The following is a 21,353-nucleotide window of genomic DNA, read 5'->3' as shown; positions in this document are numbered from 1 at the left end:
GGACACGCTTGCTCGCCGCTCCTTCCTGAGCCTTCTCCCCCTCGCGATGCGCGCGGCGCGTACCTGCGGATCACCGGCCGGGCGCGAGACGCCCCGGCGGCCCGGTGGAACCCGTCCACCCGTCCCGCCGCGCGGCTCCGCGCCGAGCGGGAGATCCGCCGAGGGCGACCCGCAGCCTACCGCCCCGCCTCCCGTGACCGGGCGCACCGACCCGCCAGCCGGATCGAGATCGCGCTGACACTCCCGGTTCGCCGGGTCCACGCCCGCTCGTCGTTCGCATGCAGCATCCTTGTAGCCGCGATGGGTTCCTCAGGTCCGACCGGTGACAGCCAGCGGCCCGGCCAGCACGGCCGACGGCCGGAGCCCTCCGATGCGCGCGCGCCGGAGGAGGACGCCCAGTCGCCGCCCGAGCAGGGCTGGGCCGCCACCGCCGGAACCCGCCCGCGACGAGGGCCGTTGCAGCTGATCTGGCGCACCATCGACAAGGCGTGGTGGGACAACATCTTCTCCGAGTCGGCGGCGGCCGCGTTCTGGCAGACGCTGTCGATGCCGCCGCTGCTGCTGGGGCTGCTGGGCAGCCTCGGGTTCCTCGGGGACTGGTTCGGGCCCGCCGTCGTGGACGCGGTGCACGGCAAGATCCTGTCCGGGGCGCGCGCGGTGTTCAGCGGCAACGTGGTGGACCAGATCATCGGGCCGACGGTGGAGGACATCCTCACCAAGGGGCGCAGCGAGATCGTGTCGGTGGGCTTCCTGCTGTCGTTGTGGGCGGGATCCTCGGCGCTGGCCTCGCTGGTGGACTCGATCACCATGGCCTACGACCAGTACACGGTGCGGCACAGCGTGTGGCAGCGGATCTTCGCGCTGCTGCTCTACCTGGCGGCGCTGCTGCTGGCCGTCGTCGGACTGCCGGTGATCGCGCTCGGCCCGGAGTGGCTGCCGACGGTGTTTCCGCCGTCGATGCAGGACGACGTGGCGTGGCTGATCCAGGTGTTCTACTTCCCCGCCACCGGGCTGCTGCTGGTGCTGGCGCTGGCCACGCTGTACAAGGTGGCGCTGCCGCGGAAGCTGCCGTGGCACCGCGGGGTGCCCGGCGCGCTGGTGGCGATGGCCGTGTTCCTGTGCTCCAGCGTCGGACTGCGCTGGTACATCACCTGGGTGACCGGCACCGGCTACACCTACGGGGCGCTGGCCACGCCGATCGCGTTCCTGCTGTTCGCGTTCTTCATCGGGCTGGCGATCATCATCGGCGCCCAGTTCAACCAGGCGCTGCAGGAACTGTGGCCGGCGAAGATGACCCGCCGGGAGCGGCGCAAGTGGCGGCGCCTGGAGATGCGCCGCGCCGAGCAGCAGCTGCGCACCGAGGAGGGCTACCGGGCGTGGCGGGCGAAGGACGAGCGGCCACGCGCCGCCGTCGATCCGCCGACGACGATCGTGACCACCGCGCTCGCGCAGGAGAAACCGGACCCCGACGAGGAGTCCTAGCCGGTCCAGCTCTCAGTGGCTCCCCGGCACCGGCGAGCCACTGAGCAACCCGGCTCAGTCGTCGTCGCCACCACCGGGGGGCAGGCCTTCGAAGACCTTCTTGCAGTCCGGGCACACCGGCGAGCCGGGCTTCGCCGACTTCGTCACCGGGAACACCTCGCCGCACAGCGCCACCACGTACGTGCCCATGACCGCGCTCTCGGCGATCTTGTCCTTCTGCACGTAGTGGAAGACCTCTGGACGGTCATCCTGGGTCTGGTCCGTGGTCTCCGGCCGGACATCGGTCTCCGGAAGCGTCATCGTGCTCATCACCCCATGATGCCGCACCGCGCGCGGCGTGCACCGCGCACCTCGGACGCCCGAACCGATTCAGGAGTCGTCGATCACCCGGTGGTCGCGGGATTCCAGCGCGCGCGCCGACTGCTGGTAGCGGTTGACCTGTTCGCTCTTGCGCGGCGGGCGGTCGTTGGCGATGAGCACCGCCATCCACGGCAGCGGGATCGAGATCGCCACGATGATCAACGCCAGCCACCAGATCTGGTAGCACGCCGCGCCCGCGATCAGGCACGGGATGCGCATCGACATCATGATCGCGTACTTGCGGCGGCGCTCCGCCTGCTGATCGTCGTAGGACGGCTGCGCCTCGGTGATCAGCACCGGGGTGTCGTCGCCGTGCCGAGTGCTGCTCACGACACCACCTCCACGTCCTCCATCGTCCCACTCGGCCCGCGGCTCCGACACCCTGGTCGCGGGGTGACCGCCGCCGCACCGATCCACGGGTTTCACGTGGACTTGACCCGGTGGCGACCGCGGCGACCTGCGGCGGCGGTAGGTTCTGGGGTGGCGGGAGAGACGGACGGGGAGGCTGCGCGATGTTGTACATGCTCACGAAACGGGTGCTCGGTTCGGTGGCGCGGGCGGTGTACCGCCCGAAGGTCACCGGTGCCGAGCAGGTCCCCGCCGAGGGCCCGGTCATCTTCGCGGTGAACCACCTGTCGGTGGCCGACAGCTTCATCGTGCCGCTGGTGGTCCCCCGGCCGGTGGCGTTCCTGGCGAAGGCCGAGTACTTCCAGGGCGGCGGGGTCAAGAACCGGCTCGTCGGAGGCGTGTTCCGGTCGCTCGGAGCCATCCCGGTGGAGCGCGGGCGCGGGCGGGCCGCGAAGGAGGCGCTGGGCGCGGCCGAGCGGGTCCTCGCCGACGGCGGCGCGTTCGGCATCCACCCCGAAGGCACCCGCTCCCCCGACGGACGCCTCTACCGCGGCCGGACCGGAGTGGCCCGGCTGGCGCTGAGCGGGGCGGCGAAGGTGGTGCCGGTGGCGCTGCACGGCACCGACCGGCTGCTGCCCATCGGGGCGAAGGTGCCGCGGCTCACCCGCGTCGAGGTCCGGTTCGGCGCACCGCTGGACTTCTCCCGCTACCACGGCATGGAGGGGTCGCTGCCGGTGCTGCGGTCCATCACCGACGAGATCATGTACGCCATCTCGGAGCTGTCCGACCAGGAGTACGTGGACCGCTACCAGTCCCCGTCCTCCCAACAGGCGGCTTGATCGGCCAGGACACCTGATCGAACCTGCCCAGCGGGTCCTATCTGTTTCTTGTCAGCGGCGAAGCCGCTGAGCCGCCGATCACCTGATCAACCGGACCACCAGCGGGTTCTCAGCGGCGTTCTCGCGAGGACAGCGTTTTCTCATGTGGCGGAGCCACCTGTGAAAACGATCCCGCAGCGAGAACGCCGCTGAGGTTCCGCCACCCGAGCCCTACCCGACCCGAGTTCGAAGCCCCGGATCACTTCTTCTTGGCGGCTGCTTTCTGGGCCTTCTTCCAGGAGCGGACCTCGTCCAGGGTCTCCTGGTCGACTACGTCGGCGATGGAGCGGCGGGCGTCCGGATCCCCGTAGGCGCCCGCGGCCTCCCGCCAGCCGTCCGGGTGCACCTGCCACTGCTTGCCGAGCAGCGCCAGGAAGATCCGCGCCTTCTGGTCGCCGTACCCGGGCAGGGCCTTGAGCCGGGCGAGCACCCGGGCCCCGTCCGGGTCCCCGTCGGTCCAGATCCGCTCGGCGTCGCCGTCGTAGTGCTCCACCAGGTACGCGCACACCGCCTGCACCCGCTTGGCCATCGAGCCGGGGAATCGGTGGATCGCGGGCGGGGTGGCGCAGGTGGCCGCGAACTCCTCCGGGTCCATCGCTGCGATGCCGCGGGCGTCGAGCTCGCCGAGGCGATCAAGGAGGACCTTGGGGCCGGCGAAGGCCCACTCCATCGGCACCTGTTGATCGAGGAGCATCCCGAGCAGCAACGCCAGCGGATCTTCCGAGAGCAGCGCGTCGGCCTCGGCGTTCTGGGTCAGGTGCAGCGTCCGGCTCATGCGGTCAGGATCGCACGCGGGGTTCCGCGCGTCCCTGCGCAGGCCGTTCCGCGGGGCGTGTGAGGATCGGGCGCGTGATTCCGGATCTCTCGAACGACGTCCTCGACCGCCTCCGCGCCGCCTTCCAAGAGGTCGGCTACGACGCCGACGGCGTGGTGGACCTGCTCGGGCCGCAGGCCCACGCCGCGCTCGGGCGGGGCGAACCCGTCCCCGCGCTGCGGGCGACCGCGGACGGCGGGCCGCTGGGCACGCTGGTGCGGTTGTTCCTGCTCGGCGAGGCCGAACCGGCCGCCGAGGTGGCCGCGGCGCTGCGGCCGCTGCCGGTGGCCGACGCGGTCGCCGGTGGCGTGCTGGCCGCCGACGGCGATGCGCTGCGCGCGGCGCTGGACATCCGCCCGCACAGCGCGGGCGAGGACTCGTGGTGGGTGATCTCCGACCTCGACGCCGACCTGCGCCCGGAGGGCTGGGCGACCGGCGTCGACCACGTGCTCGGGGTCGGGCACGCCTCGCTGAGCCTGGTGCGGGCGACCTCGCGCAGGCAGGTCGGCTCGGTGCTGGACGTGGGCACCGGCTGCGGCGTGCAGGCCCTGCACGCCAGCACGCACGCGCAGCGGGTCACCGCGACCGACGTGTCCGCGCGGGCGCTGGCGCTGGCCTCGGCCACGTTCCGGCTCAACCGGATCGACGTGGAGCTCGCCGAAGGCGAGTGGTTCGAACCGGTGCGCGGCCGGCGGTTCGACCAGATCGTGTGCAACCCGCCGTTCGTGGTCGGCCCGCCGCGCACCGACTACGTGTACCGGGACTCCGGGCTCGCCGGGGACGACGCGAGCGCGCTGGTGGTGCGCCAGCTGCCGTCGTTCCTCGACGAGGGCGGCACGGGGCAGCTGCTGGCCTCCTGGCTGCACCGCAAGGGCGAGGACTGGCAAGACCGGGTGGCGCGCTGGCTGCCGCCGGGCGGGGTGGACGCCTGGTTCGCGCAGCGTGACGTGGCCGATCCGGCGCTGTACGTCGGCACCTGGCTGCGCGACGCCGGGTTCGACCCGCGCTCGCCCGCGGGCAGGCGCAAGGCCGCCGAGTGGCTGGACTGGTTCGACGCCAACGACGTGGACGGCGTCGGCTTCGGGTTCGTCACGCTGCGCCGCAGCGGCGCCGAGCGCGGCGAGGTCGTGTGCGAGGACCTCCGGCAGGCCTTCGACGACCCGCTGGGTCCGGAGAGCGACGGCTGGCTGCGCCGGGTGGCGTGGCTGCGCGAGCACGGCTCTGGCGACGGGCTGCTGGACGCGCGGCTGGTCACCGCGCCCTCGACGGTGCTGGAGGAGGTCGCCGCGCACGGCGAGGAGGGCTGGGAGCGCTTCGTGCACCGGCTGCACCGCACCGACGGCCCAGGCTGGCAGCACGAGATCGACGAGCTCGGCGTGCGGCTGCTCGCCGGCTGCCAGGGCGCGCTGCCGGTGCGGGACCTGGTGGAGCTGCTCGCGCTCGGCGCGGGCGAGGACGCCGCGGAGCTCTCCCGCGCCGCGGTGCCGGTGCTGCGGGAACTGGTGCGGCACGGAATGGTGATCCCGGCGGAATGGGCAGGCGGCGAGTAATGCGGGCGGTGGTCAGCCGGGTCACGCGGGCCTCGGTCCGGGTCGGCGGGGAGGCCGTCGGCAAGATCGAAGAACCCGGTCTGCTGGTGCTATTGGGCGTGACCCATTCCGACGGCTCCGAACAGGCGGCGAATATGGCGCGCAAACTGCACGAGATGCGGGCGTTGCGCGATGAGGAGTCCTGCGCCACCACCGGAGCCCCGCTGCTGGTGGTGAGCCAGTTCACCCTCTACGGCTCGACTCGCAAGGGCCGCCGCCCGTCGTGGACCGAGGCGGCCCGCCCTGAGCAGGCCGAACCACTGGTATCGGAGGTCGTCGAACGCCTGCGGGAGCGGGGCGCGCAGGTGGCCACCGGGCGCTTCGGCGCGATGATGGAAGTGGACAGCGTCAACGACGGACCATTCACGTTGTTGATCGACGTGTGAATGTAACGCCGGTTCTCAGCTGATCCTCAGACTTCGCGGAGCAACGGATGTGACCGCCGCGACGTCTCACGGTCGAGCAGTTCGGGAACGAATTCAAGGGTGCGTTCGTTTTCCAGGTATCCAAGCTTCGACAGCCCGGTCCACCGAGCCGCCACCGCAACGCGGCGGCTCGACGGCGAGTCGAGTGGAGTTCCGATCAGAACGGCCGTTCTCGCACCGGAACCACACGAGGCACGTCGTGAACACGCACCACTCCGACCCGACAGCACGACACCAGACAGCACAACCGTCACATCCGGACGGCGTGGCATTCGGCCCGCAACACCGAGCGTACGCGTCCTCCACAGCGCCAGTCCGCGCCGTGGGCACGCCCCGCAAGCCAGCCCGTCAGGGAGGGAGCTCAATGACCGTCCCGCAGACCAACACCATGACCGCCACCGACGCCGACCTCGACAACCAGGGCCCCTCGGCCGACCTGGTGCGGGTCTACCTGAACGGCATCGGCCGGACCGCGCTGCTCACCGCGCAGGAGGAGGTCGACCTCGCCAAGCGGATCGAGGCGGGCGTCTTCGCGAAGCACATGCTGGAGACGGACGGCAAGATCTCGCCCGAGCGGCGCAGCGACCTGCGGGCGGTGGTGCGCGACGGCCAGTCGGCCAAGAACCACCTGATGGAGGCCAACCTGCGGCTGGTGGTGAGCCTCGCCAAGCGCTACACCGGCCGCGGCATGCCGCTGCTGGACCTGATCCAGGAGGGCAACCTCGGGCTGATCCGCGCGGTGGAGAAGTTCGACTACACCAAGGGCTTCAAGTTCTCCACGTACGCCACTTGGTGGATCCGGCAGGCCATCACCCGCGGCATGGCGGACCAGTCCCGCACCATCCGGCTGCCCGTCCACCTGGTCGAGCAGGTGAACAAGCTGGCCCGGATCAAGCGCGACCTGCACCAGAAGCTGGGCCGCGAGGCGACCGACGAGGAACTGGCCGCCGAGAGCGGGCTCACCCCCGAGAAGGTCTCCGACCTGCTCGACCACTCCCGGGACCCGGTGAGTCTGGACATGCCGGTCGGCGCCGAGGAGGACGCCCCGCTCGGCGACTTCATCGAGGACGCCGAGTCCGCCGACGCCGAGAACGCCGTGATCTCCGGCTTCCTGCAGGACGACCTGCGCCGCGTGCTGGGCACGCTGGAGGAGCGGGAGCAGTCGGTGATCCGGATGCGCTACGGCCTCGACGACGGCCAGCCGCGCACCCTGGACCAGATCGGCAAGGCCTTCGGGCTCTCCCGCGAGCGGGTCCGCCAGATCGAGCGGGAGGTCATGTCCAAGCTGCGGCAGGGCGACCGCGCCGACCGGCTGCGGGCCTACGCCAGCTGACGCTCGGCACCCGCGGCGACCCGAAGGAACGGACGTGCGCGTCCGGCCGGGCGACCGGCCGGGCGCATCCCAGGGGAGGTCGGACTCGCCCACCGAGGCAGGTCCGGCCTCTCGCCCTGTCCGCGCCCGTCACCCGCACCGGGTGCGTCCGTGCTCCGGGGCCGACCGTGCTCCGGGCGGGCCGCGGCAGGGCCGTCCGTGCGGCGGGCGACCCGGTGTCCGGGCCGGCCCCCGTTCAGTCGCGGAACTTGCGGCGCCAGCGGTCGATCTCGTCCGCCGTGACGCCGTGCGCGCGCAACCAGCCAGCCGCGTGCTCCTCGTGCTCGGCCCACGTCGCCAGCACGCCCTCGATCGCCTCCACCGGCGTCGAGATCAGGTGCCGCACGTCCTCCTCGCTGACGCCCGGCGGCAACGCGGGCGCCATCTCCAGACGCTGCAGCACCCGGAACATGTTCCGGTCCGTCCGCACGTAGTCCGCGATGATCGCGTCCGACCGGACTCCCGCCGCGCTCAGCAGCATCGCCGAGACCACGCCGGTGCGGTCCTTGCCCGCCGCGCAGTGCACCAGCACCGGCCCCTCCGCCGCCAGCACCAGGCGGAACACCCGCACCAGCTTGTCCGCCGCGTTCCGCAGCGCCAGCTGGTAGAGCTCCGGCAGCGGATGCGCCACCTCAGTGGAGTGGATGCCCGCGAGCAGCTCGATCTGGTGCACCTCCGCCACCTGCGCCAGCGGGTGCGCGGTGCCGTTCAGCTCCGACGCGTCCCGCAGGTCCAGCACCAGCCGCGGCGGCCACGCCACGTCCTCCGGGTCCCGGTCCCCCGCGCGCGGGGCGTCGCTGCGCAGCACGATCCCCTCCCGGGTGGTCCCCGGTTCGGCGGGCAATCCGCCGAGATCGCGCAGGTTGACCAACCCGTCGAGGGCCTCGGAGGTCGGATCCGTCGTGGACAAGGGCGTCTCCCATCGGCTCGGTTACCGTCCGACAGCCTCGCAGGTGTCCGACCCCTGCCGACAGACCCGGTCCGGCTCCGCGCGCCGTTGCGTTAACGTCACCGCATTCCCGAACGCGCAAAGGAGCGGCGTCGTGACCACCACGTTCGACCACACCGAGATCCTTCCGCTCGGTCCGGACGACACCGACTACCGGTTGCTCACCACCGAGGGCATCCGCACCGTGGAAGCCGCCGGGCGGCGCTTTCTGGAAGTGGCGCCCGAGGCGCTGACCGCGCTCGCGCGCGCGGCGATCAAGGACATCCAGCACCTGCTGCGCTCCTCGCACCTCGCGCAGCTGCGGGCCATCGTCGACGACCCGGAGGCCAGCGCCAACGACCGGTTCGTCGCCACCGACCTGCTGCGCAACGCCTGCGTGTCCGCCGGTGGCGTGCTGCCGATGTGCCAGGACACCGGTACCGCCATCGTCATCGGCAAGCGCACCGAGACGATCCTCACCGGCGGCGAGGACGAGCAGCGGCTGGCGCGCGGCGTGTTCGACGCCTACCAGGAGCTGAACCTGCGGTACTCGCAGATGGCGCCGCTGAACTTCTGGGAGGAGCGCAACACCGGCAGCAACCTCCCGGCCCAGATCGAGCTGTACAACAAGGCGGGCACCGACCCGCACTACGAGTTCCTGTTCATGGCCAAGGGTGGCGGCAGCGCCAACAAGACCTTCCTCTACCAGGAGACGAAGGCGCTGCTGAACCCGACGCGGCTCGCCCGGTTCCTGGAGGAGAAGCTGCGTTCGCTGGGCACCGCGGCCTGCCCGCCCTACCACCTGGCGATCGTCGTCGGCGGCACCTCCGCCGAGCACAACCTCAAGACCGCCAAGCTCGCCTCCGCCCGCTACCTCGACGGCCTGCCCCGCGAAGGCTCCCCGTCCGGGCACGCGTTGCGGGACGTCGAACTCGAAGCGCAAGTGCTGGAGATGACCCGGCAGTTCGGCATCGGCGCCCAGTTCGGCGGCAAGTACTTCTGCCACGACGTGCGGGTCGTCCGGCTGCCCCGGCACGGCGCTTCGCTTCCCGTCGGCGTCGCCGTGTCCTGCTCCGCCGACCGCCAGGCCAAGGCGAAGATCACTCCCGAGGGCGTGTTCCTCGAACAGCTCGAACGCGACCCCGCCCGGTACCTGCCGGAAGTCGGCGACGAGCAGCTGTCCAGCGACGTGGTGCGCATCGACCTGAACCGGCCGATGGCCGAGATCCGCGCGGAGCTCTCGAAGCTGCCGGTGAAGACCCGGGTGTCGCTGACCGGACCGCTCGTCGTCGCCCGCGACATCGCGCACGCCAAGATCGCCGAACGGCTGGACGCGGGCGAACCGATGCCGCAGTACCTGCGGGACCACCCGGTGTACTACGCGGGGCCGGCGAAAACGCCGGACGGCTACGCCTCCGGCTCCTTCGGGCCCACCACCGCGGGGCGGATGGACTCCTACGTGGAGCAGTTCCAGGCGGCCGGCGGCTCGCTCGTCATGCTGGCCAAGGGGAACCGCTCGTCGAAGGTCGCCGCCTCCTGCCGCGAGCACGGCGGGTTCTACCTCGGCTCCATCGGCGGCCCCGCCGCGCGGCTCGCGCAGGACTGCATCCGGTCGGTCGACGTCCTCGAATACGCGGAGCTGGGCATGGAAGCGGTGTGGCGCATCGAGGTGGAGGACTTCCCGGCGTTCGTCGTCGTCGACGACAAGGGGGAGGACTTCTTCGCGGACTCGACGCAGCCCACGCTGCAGATCTCCTTCGCCCGCTGAGAAACGAGGCCCCCGCAACGGCGACGGCCGGCGGCTCCCTTCCGGGAACCGCCGGCCGTGGCACACCACAGTGGGGGGACACGCACTTTCTCCCGTAGGAGCCCCACCTCCTACGGGAGAAGTGCCTGCGAAGCGCAGGTCAGCACGTCGAACTCATCAACGCGGAACCTTCACCTCGCGCTTTTCGAGCACGACGGTGCGCTCGCCCAGCGGCTCGTCCAACTGGACGGCCACCGGCGGGTAGCGCAGATCCATCGTGCAGATCCCCGGCGGATCCGGGGTCTCGTTCACCAGCACGACCTTCACCTGCTGGGCGTTCTGGTCGGCGACTTCGGCGTGGACCTTGCTGCAACCGCCTTCCTGGCCGTTGGTGACGACGGCCGAACCGCCGTCCTGGGTCCACACCCGGGGCACCGTGGTCCCGGACTGGCTCTCGGCCTTGATCAGGTTCTCCGGCACGGGAGTTCGTTCCTGCTCGGGCTTCGGCTGCACCGGGGCGGCCGGCTCAGGGGCGGGCGGCTGCCCGCCGAATCCGACGTCTTCTTGCTGTCCGGCGCAGGCGGTGAAAGCGAGGAGCAGCACGCCCGCGCCCACTGTGGTGTGTAGGCGTTTCATGCCCGGTAGACGGAGCCCGGTCCGCGCCGGGTTGCGCGGATCCGGGATCTTTTGGGCGGACACTGTGGAATCCGCCGCTAGGGCCACCGTTTTCGCTGGTCAGGAGCATTCACTGTGAACGGTCCGCGTCGAACCGGTCCGAGTTCACCGCACGTCGGCACCTGCGGAACCGGGCCAGGTGGTCCCGGTCGCCGCTGCCGCCCAGCCCGTGATCCAGTCCGCCAGCACCCCGCTGGTGTACACCCACGCGTAGTGGCCGAGCTTCGCCGCGCCCGCCACCTCGCAGGAGTAGTGCCGCCGGGTGCGCGGCGCCGCCACCGCCTTCGCCGCCAAGTGATCCACTGAGGACGCGGGGGCCAGCTCGTCGCCCTCGACGCTCACCGTGAGCAGCGAGACGTCCAGCTCCCGCAACGCCCGCTCGTAGTCGAAGTCCGATCCGCCGAGGCGGTAGCGGCCGGTGCGCCCCTGGCGGGCCCAATCCGCCATGATCCCGGCCGGCTGGCGGCCGCCGAACCCGAGCCGCTCCCCCGGCCAGAAGCCGAGCAGCGAACTCACCGCGGCGACGAACTGGGTCGCCACCAGGTTCTTCCAGCCCTGCATTCCGGGGAAGCTGCGGAACCACACCGAACCGGAGGCCAGCAGCGTCACCCCCCGCACCCGGCTCGGGTCCGCGGCGGCGAGCAGCAGCGCGATCTGCCCGCCGAGGCTGTGCCCGACCAGGAAGCGCGGCGCGGCGGGGAACTCGCGCGCCACGAGGTCCACGACGGCGGCGGCGTCGTCTACCAGGTCCTGGTACCCGAAGCGGATCTTGCGGTCGGCGCGCGGCGGCGCGGTGCCCTGGCCGCGCCAGTCGACGCTCACCACCGTGCAGCCGCGCTCGTGCAGCTCGCGCAGGAACGGCAGGTAGTAGGAGGCGGGGACGCCCATCGCGGGCAGCAGGACGACGGCCGGGGCGGCCGGGTCCTCGGCGGCGCAGGCGCGGACGGTCAGCCGGTGCTCGCCCGCGGGCAGCTCGCCCAGCTCGGTCAACGTCAGGTCGGCCATTCCCGGGCTCCCGTCCTCGCTTCCTCGGCGCGCACAGAATAACGGTACGGGTGAGTCTCGGAGAGGTGGGCGCCGGGAGTCAGGCGCGCGGTCCGCGATCCCGCCCCGGACTCGCGGACCCCCGCCGCGGAATCAGCGCAGCCTGCGCGGACCCGTGTCCGGCACCGCGGCCGAACGCCCCACGCTGATCCGCGCTCCCGTCACCCGCACGCCGAGCGCCGAGGCCAGCACCGGCTGCAACGTCAGCTCCCGCACCTCCGGCAGGTCCTCCACCAGCGTCGCCACCCGCAGCACCAGGTCCTCCAGCGCCGCCAGATCCGCGGGCTCATCACCCCGGTAGCCCGCCAGCAGCGGTGCCGCGCGCGGCGAGCGCACCAGCGCCGCCACGTCCACATCGGTCATCGGAACCGCCCGGTACGCCTTGTCCCCCAGCAGTTCGCTGGCCACACCGGACAGTCCGAACGAGACCAGCGTGCCGAACGACGGGTCGTCCATCAGGTCGATCACGCAGGAATGCCCGCGCCCTGCCATGTTCTGCACGTACACCTCCGCGGTGTCCGACACCCGCAGCAGGTCCGCGTACGCCGCCCGCACCGCGTCCGCGTTCACCAGGTCCAGCCGCACGCCCACCAGGTCCGCGCGGTGCCGCAACTGGTCGTCGGCGGCCTTCAACACCACCGGGAAACCGAGCTCGGTCGCCGCGGCCACCGCGTCCGCCTCGTTGCACACCCGGCGGAACGGCACCAGCTCGATCCCGTAGTGCCCCAGCAGCTCCACCGACTGCTCGTCGCTGAGCCGCACCTCACCGTCCCCGAGCGAGGCCTCCACCAGCCGCCGCGCCCGCTCCGGCGCGATGCCCTCCGGCCGGGCGAAGTGCCCCTGCGGCGCGGCCCGCCACCGCGCGTAGCGCGTCGCCCTGGCCAGCGACAGCACCGCCCGCTCGGGGCTCGGGTAGGACGGCACCGAACCCCAGCCAGCCGAACCGTCCGGCCCCGGCACCGCCAGCTCGTCCGGCACACCCTCGGCGGCCAGGAACGTCGTGACCACCGGTTTCGTCGCCGCGACCGCGGCCTCCTGCAAGGCCTCCCGCAACGCCCTCGCGTAAGCGGTGCCCGGCACCGCGACCGGCGGCACGAACACCGTCACCAGCGCGTCCACGTCGTCGGAGAGCGCGGCCGCGCGCACCGCGGCGGCGAACTCCTCCGGGCTCGCCGACGCGCCGACGTCCACCGGCTCACCCGCCAGCCGCAGGCCCTCCGCCTGCGCGACGTCCGCCGCCAGCATGCCCAGCGCCGAGGAGTTGCCGACGATCGCCACCCGCTCTCCCGCGGGCAGCGGCTGGTGGGCCAGCAGCAGCGCCGTGTCGAACATCTGCGCCACCGACTCGACGCGGATCACCCCGGCCTGCTCGAACAGCGCCTGCACGCTCGTCTCGTCCACCTGCACCGATGTGGCCGCGAGCCCGGGGCGCACCGCGTTGCGGCCCGACTTCACCACCACGATCGGCTTGGTCCGGGCCAACCGCCGGGCCAGCCGGGCGAACTTGCGCGGGTTGCCGAAGGACTCCAGGTACAGCAGCACCACGTCCGTCGCCGGGTCCGTCTGCCAGTACTGCAGCAGGTCGTTGCCCGAGACGTCGGCGCGGTTGCCCGCCGAGACGAACGTGGACAGGCCCAGGCCCCGCTCGGTCGCGGTCGCCAGGATCGCCACGCCCAGCGCCCCCGACTGGCAGAAGAACCCGGTGCGCCCGGACCCCGGCAACCGCGGCGCCAAGGTCGCGTTGAGCCGGTAGCCGGCATCGGTGTTGACCACGCCCAGCGCGTTCGGGCCGACGACCCGCATGCCGTGCACGCGCGCCGCGCGGACCATGCGGCGTTCGATCGCGCGACCGTCCGGTCCCGACTCGCTGAACCCGGAGCTGACGATCACCAGCGCCTTCACGCCCTTGGCCAGGCATGCGTCCAGCACCTCGTCCACGCCCGCCGCCGGGATCGCCACCACCGCCAGATCCACGTCGTCCGGGATGTCCAGCACCGACGGGTAGGCCCGCACGCCGCGGACCGCCCGGTGCTCCGGATTCACCGGGTACACCGGGCCGGCGAAGTCCGCGGTCAGCAGGTTGACGAGCACCGCGTGCCCGATCTTGCGGTGGTCGGTGGAGGCGCCGATCACCGCCACCGACCGCGGGTGCAGCAGGTTGTGCACGCTGCGCGCCTCCGCAGCCTGCTCCCGGGCCCTGGCCACCGCCAGCGACTCCTCGGTGGGGTCGATGTCGAACTCCAAGTGCACGACGCCCTCTTCCATCGCGCGCCGCACCTGGTAGCCGGCGTCCCGGAAGACCCGCACCATCGCCGAGTTCTCCGCGAGGACCTCCGCGACGAACCGGCGCAGCCCGCGCTCCTGGGCGGCCGCCGCCAGATGCTCCAGCAGGATCGAACCGAGGCCGCGGCCCTGGTGCTGGTCCTGCACCACGAACGCCACCTCGGCCGAGTCCTGGTCGTCGAGCCGGTCGAAGCGCCCCACCGCCACGATGTCGTCGCCCAGCAGCGCCACCAGCGCCACCCGGTCCCGGTGGTCGACGGTGCTGAACCGCTCCACGTCCCGCTTCGGCATCCGCGGATACGGGCCGAAGTAGCGGAAGTACCGGGTGCGGTCGCTGAGCCTGCTGTGGAACGAGATCAGCTGGTCGGCGTCGTCCGGTGAGATCGGCCGCAGGTGCACGGTGCCGCCGTCGGAGAGCACGACGTCGGCCTCCCAGCTGCGCGGGTACGGCTTGCCGTCGCCGGTGGGCGGCGCATCCGGCCGGTCCGAGTCGCCTCGCTGACCCGCGCGGGGCGGCTCGCCGGGACGGGCGGGCTGGCCGGACGGGGCGGCGTCGGCCGCCGAGGCGGGTTGGCCGGCTGGGCGCGGCTGGGCGGGCTGCTCCGCCCGGCCGGGCTGGTCGGGCGATCCGGGTTTGCCGGGTTTGCCGGGCTGGTCGGGCTGGTCGGGCTGGTCGGGCTGGTCGGGCTGGGTGCGCTGGTCGGCTGAGCCGGGCTGGTCGGGCTTGGACTGGTCCGGCCGCTGGTCGCCCGTCCCGAGGTCCGCCCGCCGGCCGGGCTCCGGCCGAGCACCGCCCCGGTCCGCGGCCGCACGACCGCCGCCGCTCGTCCCGCGTCGCTTCGACCCGCCCATCAGCCAGCACCCTCTCAACCGCACCGGCGTCGAGCAGGCCGGGCGCACTGCGCCGCCGGTGCGGGTGCGCGTGCGCCGCCGAGGTCAGTCGCGGACATCGGCCGGGTCCAGACCGTGCAACGGGAACAACGCGTGCCGCGCGTCCCGGATCGCAGTGTCCACCGTGGACTCGGTCACCCCCGTCCAGGGTACGAAGGTCGGGTCCTCCCCATCCGTCAACGATGTCGGCAGCGGAACGTTCCCCGCCACCCGCAAGGCGTGCGCCAGCCACTCCGGCGGCAACGCCGTCGCCGGATCCAGGTCCCGGTCCAGCGCGGTCGCCAGCAGGTGGGTCCAGCTGCGCGGCACCACCCGGTGCAGCGCGTAGCCACCACCACCGAGCGCCACCCACCTGCCACCGGCGCACCGCTCCGCCAGGCCCCGCAGCGCGTGGTAGCTCTCGCGCTGGCCGTCCACCGACATCGCCAGGTCCGCGAGCGGGTCCTCCCGGTGCGCGTCGGCTCCGGCTTGCGTGACCAGCACCTGCGGGCGGAATTCATCCAGCAGCGACGGCACCACGGCGTGGAACGCCCGCAACCAGTCCGCGTCTCCCGTACCCGGCGGCAGCGCCACGTTCACCGCGGTCCCCTCCGCCCCGGGGCCGCCGGTCTCGGTGGCGAAGCCGGTGCCCGGCCACAGCGTGATCGGGTGCTGGTGCAGCGAGACGGTCAGCACCCGCGGGTCGTCGTAGAACGTCTTCTGCACCCCGTCGCCGTGGTGCACGTCCACGTCCACGTAGGCGACCCGCTCCACGCCCTGGTCGAGCAGCCAGGCGATGGCCACGGCGCAGTCGTTGTAGACGCAGAACCCGGCGGCCCGCTCCGGCATCGCGTGGTGCAGCCCGCCGGCGAGGTTCACCGCCCGATCGGCCTTCCCGGACAGGACCTGCTCGGCCGCGGTGATCGACGCTCCGGCCACCAGCGCCGAGGCCTCGTGCATCCGGTCGAAGATCGGGTTGTCCTCGGTGCCGAGCCCGTACCCGATGTCCCAGGCCGCGGTCGGTGCGGCGCGCACGGCCGCCAGGTAGTCCGGGCGGTGCACGCGGAGCAGCTCCTCGTCGGTGGCCGGCCGCGGCGGCACCGGCGTCACACCGTCCAGCACCCCGAGCGAACTGGCCAGCCGCATCGTGAGGTCCAGCCGGATCGGGTGCAGCGGGTGCTCACCACCGAGGTCGTAGCCGAGGACCGACTCGTCCCACACCACCGCGCACTGGTTGCCCATGCGCCGGACGCTACCCGGCCCGTGGCGGCGCTCACAGTGTCCCGGGACACACCGCGGCACCGCCGTGCTCGCCGTCCCGGACGTCAGCCCGGAGCGTCCCCCGTCTTCGCCGGCCGGTTCGGGTCGGACGACCAGTGCGACCACGAACCCGCGTAGAGCGCGGCCGGATTCCCCGGCCCGCTCAGACCCGCGTGCTCCAGGGCGAGCAGGGCGGAGCAGGCCGTGATCCCGGAACCGCAGTAGGCGCCGACCGGAGTCTCCCGGTCCACCCCGAGCTCGCCGAACGAACGCGCCAGCTCCGCCGGCGTCCGCCAGGTCCCGTCCGCGGTCACGTTGTCGGCGAACGGGGCGTTGCGCGCCCCGGGGATGTGGCCGGGCCGCGGGTCGACCGGTTCCACCTCACCGCGGTACCGCTCCGGGGCGCGGGCGTCGAGCAGCCGCCCCTCCGCGGCCAGCCGGGCGGCCTCGTCGGCACCGATCACCGGCAGCGAATCCGGCACCACCTCGTAGTCGGTGGGCGCCACCTCCGGCACCTCGGCGGTGACCGGGTGGCCGCCGTCGACCCACGCCCGGTACCCGCCGTCGAGCACCCGGACCCGCGGGTGCCCGGCCCAGCGCAGCAACCACCAGGCCCGCGCCGCCGCGGAACCGTCGGCGGCGTCGTAGGCCACCACCTCGCGGTCCGCGGTGACCCCGGCCCGCCGCAGCACCACCTGCAGATCCGCGGCGGCGGGCAGCGGGTGCCTGCCGCCGGGGCCGGGAGGGGCCGCGAGTTCGGTGTCCAGGTCCACGAACACCGCGCCCGGCAGGTGGTCGCGCTCGTAGTCCTCCCGGCCGGGTGGCCCGAGCAGGCTCCACCGCACGTCCAGCAGCACCGGTGGGCGCGCGCCCGCCAGCGACTCGGCAAGATCGTCTGCACTGATCAGCGGATCCATCGGACCTCCTGGACTGCTCGGGGACGGAACGACTCGGGAAAGGGGCCGAAAGCATGCTCCGGCGGCGGAAACGCCTGCTCGGAAGCCACCGACCGGCGGTACGGCACCGGGACTAGAATCACAGGTGGGACCGCAAATCGGGGAGCCAGCGTGAACGATCTCATCGATACCACCGAGATGTACCTTCGCACCATTTACGACTTGGAGGAGGAGGGCGTCGTCCCGCTGCGCGCCCGCATCGCGGAACGCCTGGAGCAGAGCGGGCCGACCGTGAGCCAGACCGTGGCCCGGATGGAGCGCGACGGCCTGCTCACCGTTGCCGAGGACCGGCACCTGGAGCTCACCGAGGCAGGCCGCACCCGCGCCGTCCGCGTGATGCGCAAGCACCGGCTCGCCGAACGGCTGCTCGTCGACGTGATCGGCCTGGAGTGGGAACACGTGCACGACGAGGCCTGCCGCTGGGAGCACGTGATGAGCGAGGCGGTCGAGCGCAAGCTGGTGGCGCTGCTCGGCAACCCGTCCACCTCCCCGTACGGCAACCCCATCCCCGGCCTCGAAGAGCTCGGTGCCGAACCGGCGACCGCGGCGATCGGTGAGTCCGATCTGAAGCGGGTCGACGAGATCGCCCGCAACGGTGGCGGCCAGGCCGTGGTGTGCCGGATCGCCGAGCACGTCCAGCTGGACCCCGACGTGATGAGCGAGCTCAAGGAAGTCGGCCTGATGCCCTCGGAGAACATCGAGATCGTGCCGGTCACCGGCGTGAACAAGCCGATCCAGGTGAACGGCCCCAAGGGCAGCACCCAGCTCGCGCCCGGCATCGCCCACGCCGTCCTGGTCCGCGCCCGGTGAGCCCCGCCGAGACCGCCGCCGAGGCCTTCACCTCCGAGCACGGACGCGCTCCCGAGGTCGCCTGGTCGGCACCCGGCCGGGTCAACTTGATCGGCGAGCACACCGACTACAACGACGGGTTCGTGCTGCCGATCGCGTTGCCGCACCGGATCGCCGTGGCCGCCGCGCCGCGCACCGACGGAGTGCTGTCGGTGGCCACGCTGGGCGACGACGGCGTGCTGCACCGGGCCGAGTCGACCCCGCTGGACGCGCTCGCGCCGGGCGCGCAGACTGGGTGGGCCGCATACCCCTCCGGCGTCGCGTGGGCGCTGCGCGGGCAGGGCGTCGAGGTGCCCGGGGCGGACCTGGTCATCGCGGGCGACGTTCCCGCCGGGGCCGGGCTGTCGTCGTCGCACGCGCTGGAGTGCGCGGTGGCGCTCACGCTGCTCGACCTGGCCGGGCGCCCCGCCGACGGGCCGGAGGCCCCGGCGACCGCCGACATCGCCCGCTGGGTGCAGATCTCGGAGAACGACTTCGTCGGCGCCCCCACCGGCCTGCTGGACCAGACCGCCTCGTTGAGCTGCACCGAATCGCACGCGCTGTTCTTCGACGTGCGCTCCGGCGAGCTGGAGCAGATCGCGTTCGACACCGCCTCCGTCGGCCTCGAACTGCTCGTGATCGACACCCGCGCCAAGCACTCGCACAGCGAATCCGGCTACGGCGAGCGCAGGCGCGGCTGCGAGCACGCGGCGGACCTGCTCGGGGTCAAGGCGCTGCGCGACGTGTCGATCGGGGAACTCGACGGCGCGCTCGAGGTGCTGCCGGAGGAGCTGCGGCCCCTGGTGCGCCACGTCGTCACCGAGAACGAACGGGTGGTGTCCACCGTCGCCGCGCTCGACGCCGGGGAGCTCGCCTCGATCGGACCGCTGCTGACCTCCTCGCACGTGAGCATGCGCGACGACTACCGGATCTCCTGCCTGGAACTGGACGTGGCGGTGGACGCCGCGCTGGAAGCCGGTGCGCTGGGCGCCCGGATGACCGGCGGTGGTTTCGGCGGCTCGGCGATCGCGCTGGTGCGCGCGCAGGACCGGGAGGCGATCGGGCAGGCCGTGCTGGACTCCTACGCCGAGCAGGACCTGCCGGCGCCGCGGCTGTTCACCGCGATTCCGGCCGCCGGAGCGGGCCGCGACCGCTGATCCGGCCCCGCGGCACGGCGGGGCCTTCGAGTTGGACGTACCAGGAAAGGCAGAACCTCCGTGAAGCTCCTCGTCACCGGTGGTGCGGGATATGTGGGCAGCGTGTGCGCGGCACGGCTGCTGGAGAACGGTCACCAGGTGACCGTGGTCGACGACCTCTCGACGGGACACGCCGACGCGGTGCCGCCGGGCGCCACCTTCGTGCGGGCCGACATCGCGGAAGCGGCCGGTGATCTGCTGGCCGAGGGGTACGACGGCGTGCTGCACTTCGCGGCGAAGTCGCTCGTCGGCGAGTCCATGGAGGACCCGCACAAGTACTGGCAGGGCAACGTGGTCACCTCGCTGCGGCTGCTGGAGGCGGTCCGCGAGCACGGCACGCCGCGGCTGGTGTTCTCCTCCACCGCCGCCACCTACGGCGAGCCGGACGTGGTGCCGATCCCGGAGGACGCCCCGGCCCGGCCGACGAACACCTACGGCGCGACGAAGCTGGCCATCGACCACGCGATCAGCTCTTACGCCACGGCGCACGGACTGGGCGCGGTGAGCCTGCGCTACTTCAACGTTGCCGGCGCGCACGGCTCGTTCGGCGAGCGGCACGCCGTGGAGACGCACCTGATCCCGATCGTGCTGCAGGTCGCACTGGGCAAGCGCGAGCAGGTGCAGATGTACGGGACCGACTGGCCCACCGAGGACGGCACCTGCGTCCGCGACTACATCCACGTCACCGACCTCGCCGACGCGCACCTGCTGGCGCTGGAGAACGCGCGGCCCGGCGAGCACCGGATCTACAACCTGGGCAACGGCACCGGCTTCTCGGTGCAGCAGGTGATCGAAACCTGCCGCGAGGTGACCGGCCACCCCATCCCGGCGGCGGTGGCACCGCGGCGCGCCGGTGACCCGGCGACGCTGGTGGCCGCCAGCGACCGCGCCCGCGAAGAACTGTCCTGGAAGCCGAAGCTGGCCGACCTGTCGGTCATCGTGCGCGATGCCTGGGAGTTCACCCGGGCCCGCGAGCAGAGCTGACGCCCGCCGGTGCCCGGTCGCCGCGCGATCGGGCACCGGACGGCCCGGCCGCGGGCGCGCCGCCGAGCGGTGCCGGATCGCGGCGCTCATCAGGACTCCTCCGCTTCGATCATGAGCTGGGCGTCGCTCATCGCGTCCTTGGCCACTTCGCCCAGTTCCTTCGGTGAAATGCCCCGTTCGAGGGCCTGCCGCAGCAGGGACCCCAGGGAGTGCTCGGGCCGGGCGGCCTCCACGCGCTCCAGCGCGACGCTCGCCAAGGCCCCCTCGCCGCGCAGGTAGGCGGAGAAGGCCAGCAGCGCGGCCACGTCGGCGACCTCGGGTTCCGGCGCCTTGCGCACCAGGCTCAGCCACAGCTGCTCCGCGGCCATCGCCTGCTCGCCCAGCGCCACGCCGAGGCACAGGTCGCGCACCCGCTGGTCGTTCAGCGCGAGCAGGATTCGCAGCTGGTCCTCCTCGGTCAGCGCCTCCCCCGCCGCCGTCCGGCGGATCCCGGCGAGCGCGGTGGCCACGTCCTCGTGCACGTCGCCCCCCTCCCGCTCGGAGTCGTCGAGCATGCCGTTCAGCCGGGCCGACCAGCGGGCGGTCGTCCGCTCGGATTCGGGGGCGACCAGGCCCTGCAGCTCGCGGCGGCTGTCGAAGGTGACCGAGCCGGACGCGGCCATCGCGGCGCCGAGTGCGGTGCGCTTCGGGTCCGGTACCTCGCCGCGGCAGGGCGGGTCGTCGTAGCAGCGCCACGGGCTGCCCGCGACGAGCCGGTCGGTCCAGATCTCGTGCAGCACGTCGATGCCCGCCGCGGCGAATCCGTCCCGCAGCAGCAGGATCAGCTCGCGGTGCGGGACCGCTTCGTCCACTTCGGGCTCCGACAGGGGTCGCGCGCCGCCGGCCGGTTCAGGGCCCGCGTCGGCGGCGGACGGCTCGGCTTCACCGTCCGGCGGGCCGTGGCCACCGCCCCCGCCCGGTCCGACGGCCACGACGATGACGCGGGTCGCGCCCCGCCGCACCATCGGACCGGCCGAGAGGTATTCGATCACCGACCTGCGGTGTTCGGGCGGTGGCAGGTCGATCCGCAGCGTGAGGCAGAACGTCCCGGTGTCTCCCTCGGTGCGCAGGCCCAGCAGGACCAGGGAATCGGTGGGCGTGAACCCGAGCAGGTGGGGAACGGCGGCGAGGATCTCGCCCGCGTCGCCGAGGTGGATGCGTGCGTTCAACGGAGTGGTCATACCCAGAACATCGGGAGAACCGGCAGAGCCGCCGCAGGGTGGATTTCAGATCTGTGGACGAACCGGCGCCCTGTGGAAGAACTCCCCGGTATAG

General features: G+C 72.6%; 19 protein-coding genes. 9 read left to right on the top strand and 10 right to left on the bottom strand.

The genetic code is table 11. The features are described from left to right. Positions 1-300 precede the first annotated feature (300 nt). The gene (locus LCD31_RS00585; protein ID WP_224955396.1) at positions 301-1,482 is read left to right on the top strand and encodes a YihY/virulence factor BrkB family protein; all 1,182 of its coding nucleotides are present in this window, start codon (positions 301-303) and stop codon (positions 1,480-1,482) included. Between the two features lie 54 nt (positions 1,483-1,536). On the opposite strand, the gene LCD31_RS00580 is transcribed toward LCD31_RS00585, so the two are convergent. Further along, positions 1,537-1,791 (bottom strand): DUF3039 domain-containing protein, encoded by a 255-nt coding sequence (locus tag LCD31_RS00580; RefSeq protein ID WP_224955395.1) that lies wholly within the window; start codon positions 1,789-1,791, stop codon positions 1,537-1,539. A 60-nt stretch (positions 1,792-1,851) separates the two neighbouring features. Beyond that, positions 1,852-2,172 carry a DUF3099 domain-containing protein gene (locus LCD31_RS00575; RefSeq protein ID WP_224955394.1) on the bottom strand — a complete coding sequence of 107 codons (321 nt, stop codon included), beginning with the start codon at positions 2,170-2,172 and terminating at the stop codon, positions 1,852-1,854. 182 nt (positions 2,173-2,354) lie between these two features. Between LCD31_RS00575 and LCD31_RS00570 the strand changes: the two genes are divergently transcribed. Beyond that, positions 2,355-3,029: a 1-acyl-sn-glycerol-3-phosphate acyltransferase gene (locus tag LCD31_RS00570; protein WP_224955393.1), complete on the top strand. Its 675-nt coding sequence runs from the start codon at positions 2,355-2,357 to the stop codon at positions 3,027-3,029. A gap of 238 nt (positions 3,030-3,267) precedes the next feature. Here the strand turns inward: LCD31_RS00570 and LCD31_RS00565 are convergent, their stop codons facing one another. Continuing rightward, positions 3,268-3,843 carry an HhH-GPD-type base excision DNA repair protein gene (locus LCD31_RS00565; protein WP_224955392.1) on the bottom strand — a complete coding sequence of 192 codons (576 nt, stop codon included), beginning with the start codon at positions 3,841-3,843 and terminating at the stop codon, positions 3,268-3,270. A 74-nt stretch (positions 3,844-3,917) separates the two neighbouring features. On the opposite strand from LCD31_RS00565, the gene LCD31_RS00560 reads away from it, so the two are divergent. The 3 genes from LCD31_RS00560 to LCD31_RS00550 all read left to right on the top strand — a co-directional run bounded on the left by LCD31_RS00560 (position 3,918) and on the right by LCD31_RS00550 (position 7,229). Continuing rightward, on the top strand, positions 3,918-5,432 hold the full coding sequence (locus tag LCD31_RS00560) for a methyltransferase (RefSeq protein WP_224955391.1): 1,515 nt from the start codon (positions 3,918-3,920) through the stop codon (positions 5,430-5,432). Then, on the top strand, positions 5,432-5,857 hold the full coding sequence (gene dtd, locus LCD31_RS00555) for a D-aminoacyl-tRNA deacylase (protein ID WP_224955390.1): 426 nt from the start codon (positions 5,432-5,434) through the stop codon (positions 5,855-5,857). Before LCD31_RS00560 ends, dtd begins: the two co-directional genes overlap by 1 nt. A gap of 403 nt (positions 5,858-6,260) precedes the next feature. Beyond that, the gene (locus tag LCD31_RS00550; protein ID WP_224955389.1) at positions 6,261-7,229 is read left to right on the top strand and encodes a sigma-70 family RNA polymerase sigma factor; all 969 of its coding nucleotides are present in this window, start codon (positions 6,261-6,263) and stop codon (positions 7,227-7,229) included. A gap of 235 nt (positions 7,230-7,464) precedes the next feature. Here the strand turns inward: LCD31_RS00550 and LCD31_RS00545 are convergent, their stop codons facing one another. Further along, the gene (locus LCD31_RS00545; RefSeq protein WP_224955388.1) at positions 7,465-8,178 is read right to left on the bottom strand and encodes a tyrosine-protein phosphatase; all 714 of its coding nucleotides are present in this window, start codon (positions 8,176-8,178) and stop codon (positions 7,465-7,467) included. Positions 8,179-8,311: 133 nt separating this feature from the next. Between LCD31_RS00545 and LCD31_RS00540 the strand changes: the two genes are divergently transcribed. Next, positions 8,312-9,964 carry a fumarate hydratase gene (locus LCD31_RS00540; protein WP_224955387.1) on the top strand — a complete coding sequence of 551 codons (1,653 nt, stop codon included), beginning with the start codon at positions 8,312-8,314 and terminating at the stop codon, positions 9,962-9,964. Between the two features lie 156 nt (positions 9,965-10,120). Here the strand turns inward: LCD31_RS00540 and LCD31_RS00535 are convergent, their stop codons facing one another. The 5 genes from LCD31_RS00535 to LCD31_RS00515 all read right to left on the bottom strand — a co-directional run bounded on the left by LCD31_RS00535 (position 10,121) and on the right by LCD31_RS00515 (position 16,992). After that, the gene (locus LCD31_RS00535; RefSeq protein WP_224955386.1) at positions 10,121-10,546 is read right to left on the bottom strand and encodes a hypothetical protein; all 426 of its coding nucleotides are present in this window, start codon (positions 10,544-10,546) and stop codon (positions 10,121-10,123) included. A gap of 177 nt (positions 10,547-10,723) precedes the next feature. Next, positions 10,724-11,623 carry an alpha/beta fold hydrolase gene (locus LCD31_RS00530; protein WP_224955385.1) on the bottom strand — a complete coding sequence of 300 codons (900 nt, stop codon included), beginning with the start codon at positions 11,621-11,623 and terminating at the stop codon, positions 10,724-10,726. A gap of 132 nt (positions 11,624-11,755) precedes the next feature. Further along, complete coding sequence (locus LCD31_RS00525) at positions 11,756-14,797, bottom strand: bifunctional GNAT family N-acetyltransferase/acetate--CoA ligase family protein (protein ID WP_224955384.1); 3,042 nt, start codon at positions 14,795-14,797, stop codon at positions 11,756-11,758. 84 nt (positions 14,798-14,881) lie between these two features. Next, complete coding sequence (locus LCD31_RS00520; protein WP_224955383.1) at positions 14,882-16,057, bottom strand: acetoin utilization protein AcuC; 1,176 nt, start codon at positions 16,055-16,057, stop codon at positions 14,882-14,884. A gap of 83 nt (positions 16,058-16,140) precedes the next feature. Further along, complete coding sequence (locus LCD31_RS00515) at positions 16,141-16,992, bottom strand: sulfurtransferase (RefSeq protein WP_224955382.1); 852 nt, start codon at positions 16,990-16,992, stop codon at positions 16,141-16,143. Between the two features lie 150 nt (positions 16,993-17,142). Between LCD31_RS00515 and LCD31_RS00510 the strand changes: the two genes are divergently transcribed. Genes LCD31_RS00510 through galE form a run of 3 tightly spaced genes read left to right on the top strand, consistent with a single transcriptional unit; the run spans position 17,143 to position 20,039 of the window. Then, positions 17,143-17,841, top strand: coding sequence for a metal-dependent transcriptional regulator (locus LCD31_RS00510; protein ID WP_224955381.1), 699 nt, complete (start codon positions 17,143-17,145; stop codon positions 17,839-17,841). Further along, positions 17,838-19,016, top strand: coding sequence for a galactokinase (gene galK, locus LCD31_RS00505; protein WP_224955380.1), 1,179 nt, complete (start codon positions 17,838-17,840; stop codon positions 19,014-19,016). The genes LCD31_RS00510 and galK overlap by 4 nt, the downstream gene beginning before the upstream one ends. 60 nt (positions 19,017-19,076) lie before the next feature. Continuing rightward, on the top strand, positions 19,077-20,039 hold the full coding sequence (gene galE / locus LCD31_RS00500; RefSeq protein WP_224955379.1) for a UDP-glucose 4-epimerase GalE: 963 nt from the start codon (positions 19,077-19,079) through the stop codon (positions 20,037-20,039). 89 nt (positions 20,040-20,128) lie between these two features. On the opposite strand, the gene LCD31_RS00495 is transcribed toward galE, so the two are convergent. Continuing rightward, entirely contained in the window at positions 20,129-21,259 is a 1,131-nt protein-coding gene (locus tag LCD31_RS00495) for a DUF4192 domain-containing protein (protein ID WP_224955378.1), read from the bottom strand. Positions 21,260-21,353: the final 94 nt, after the last annotated feature.

Origin of the sequence: Saccharopolyspora sp. 6M, from assembly GCF_020176775.1 — a bacterium.
GTDB classification, from domain to species: domain Bacteria; phylum Actinomycetota; class Actinomycetes; order Mycobacteriales; family Pseudonocardiaceae; genus Saccharopolyspora_C; species Saccharopolyspora_C gregorii.
This window is presented reverse-complemented; position numbering and strand designations above follow the sequence as displayed.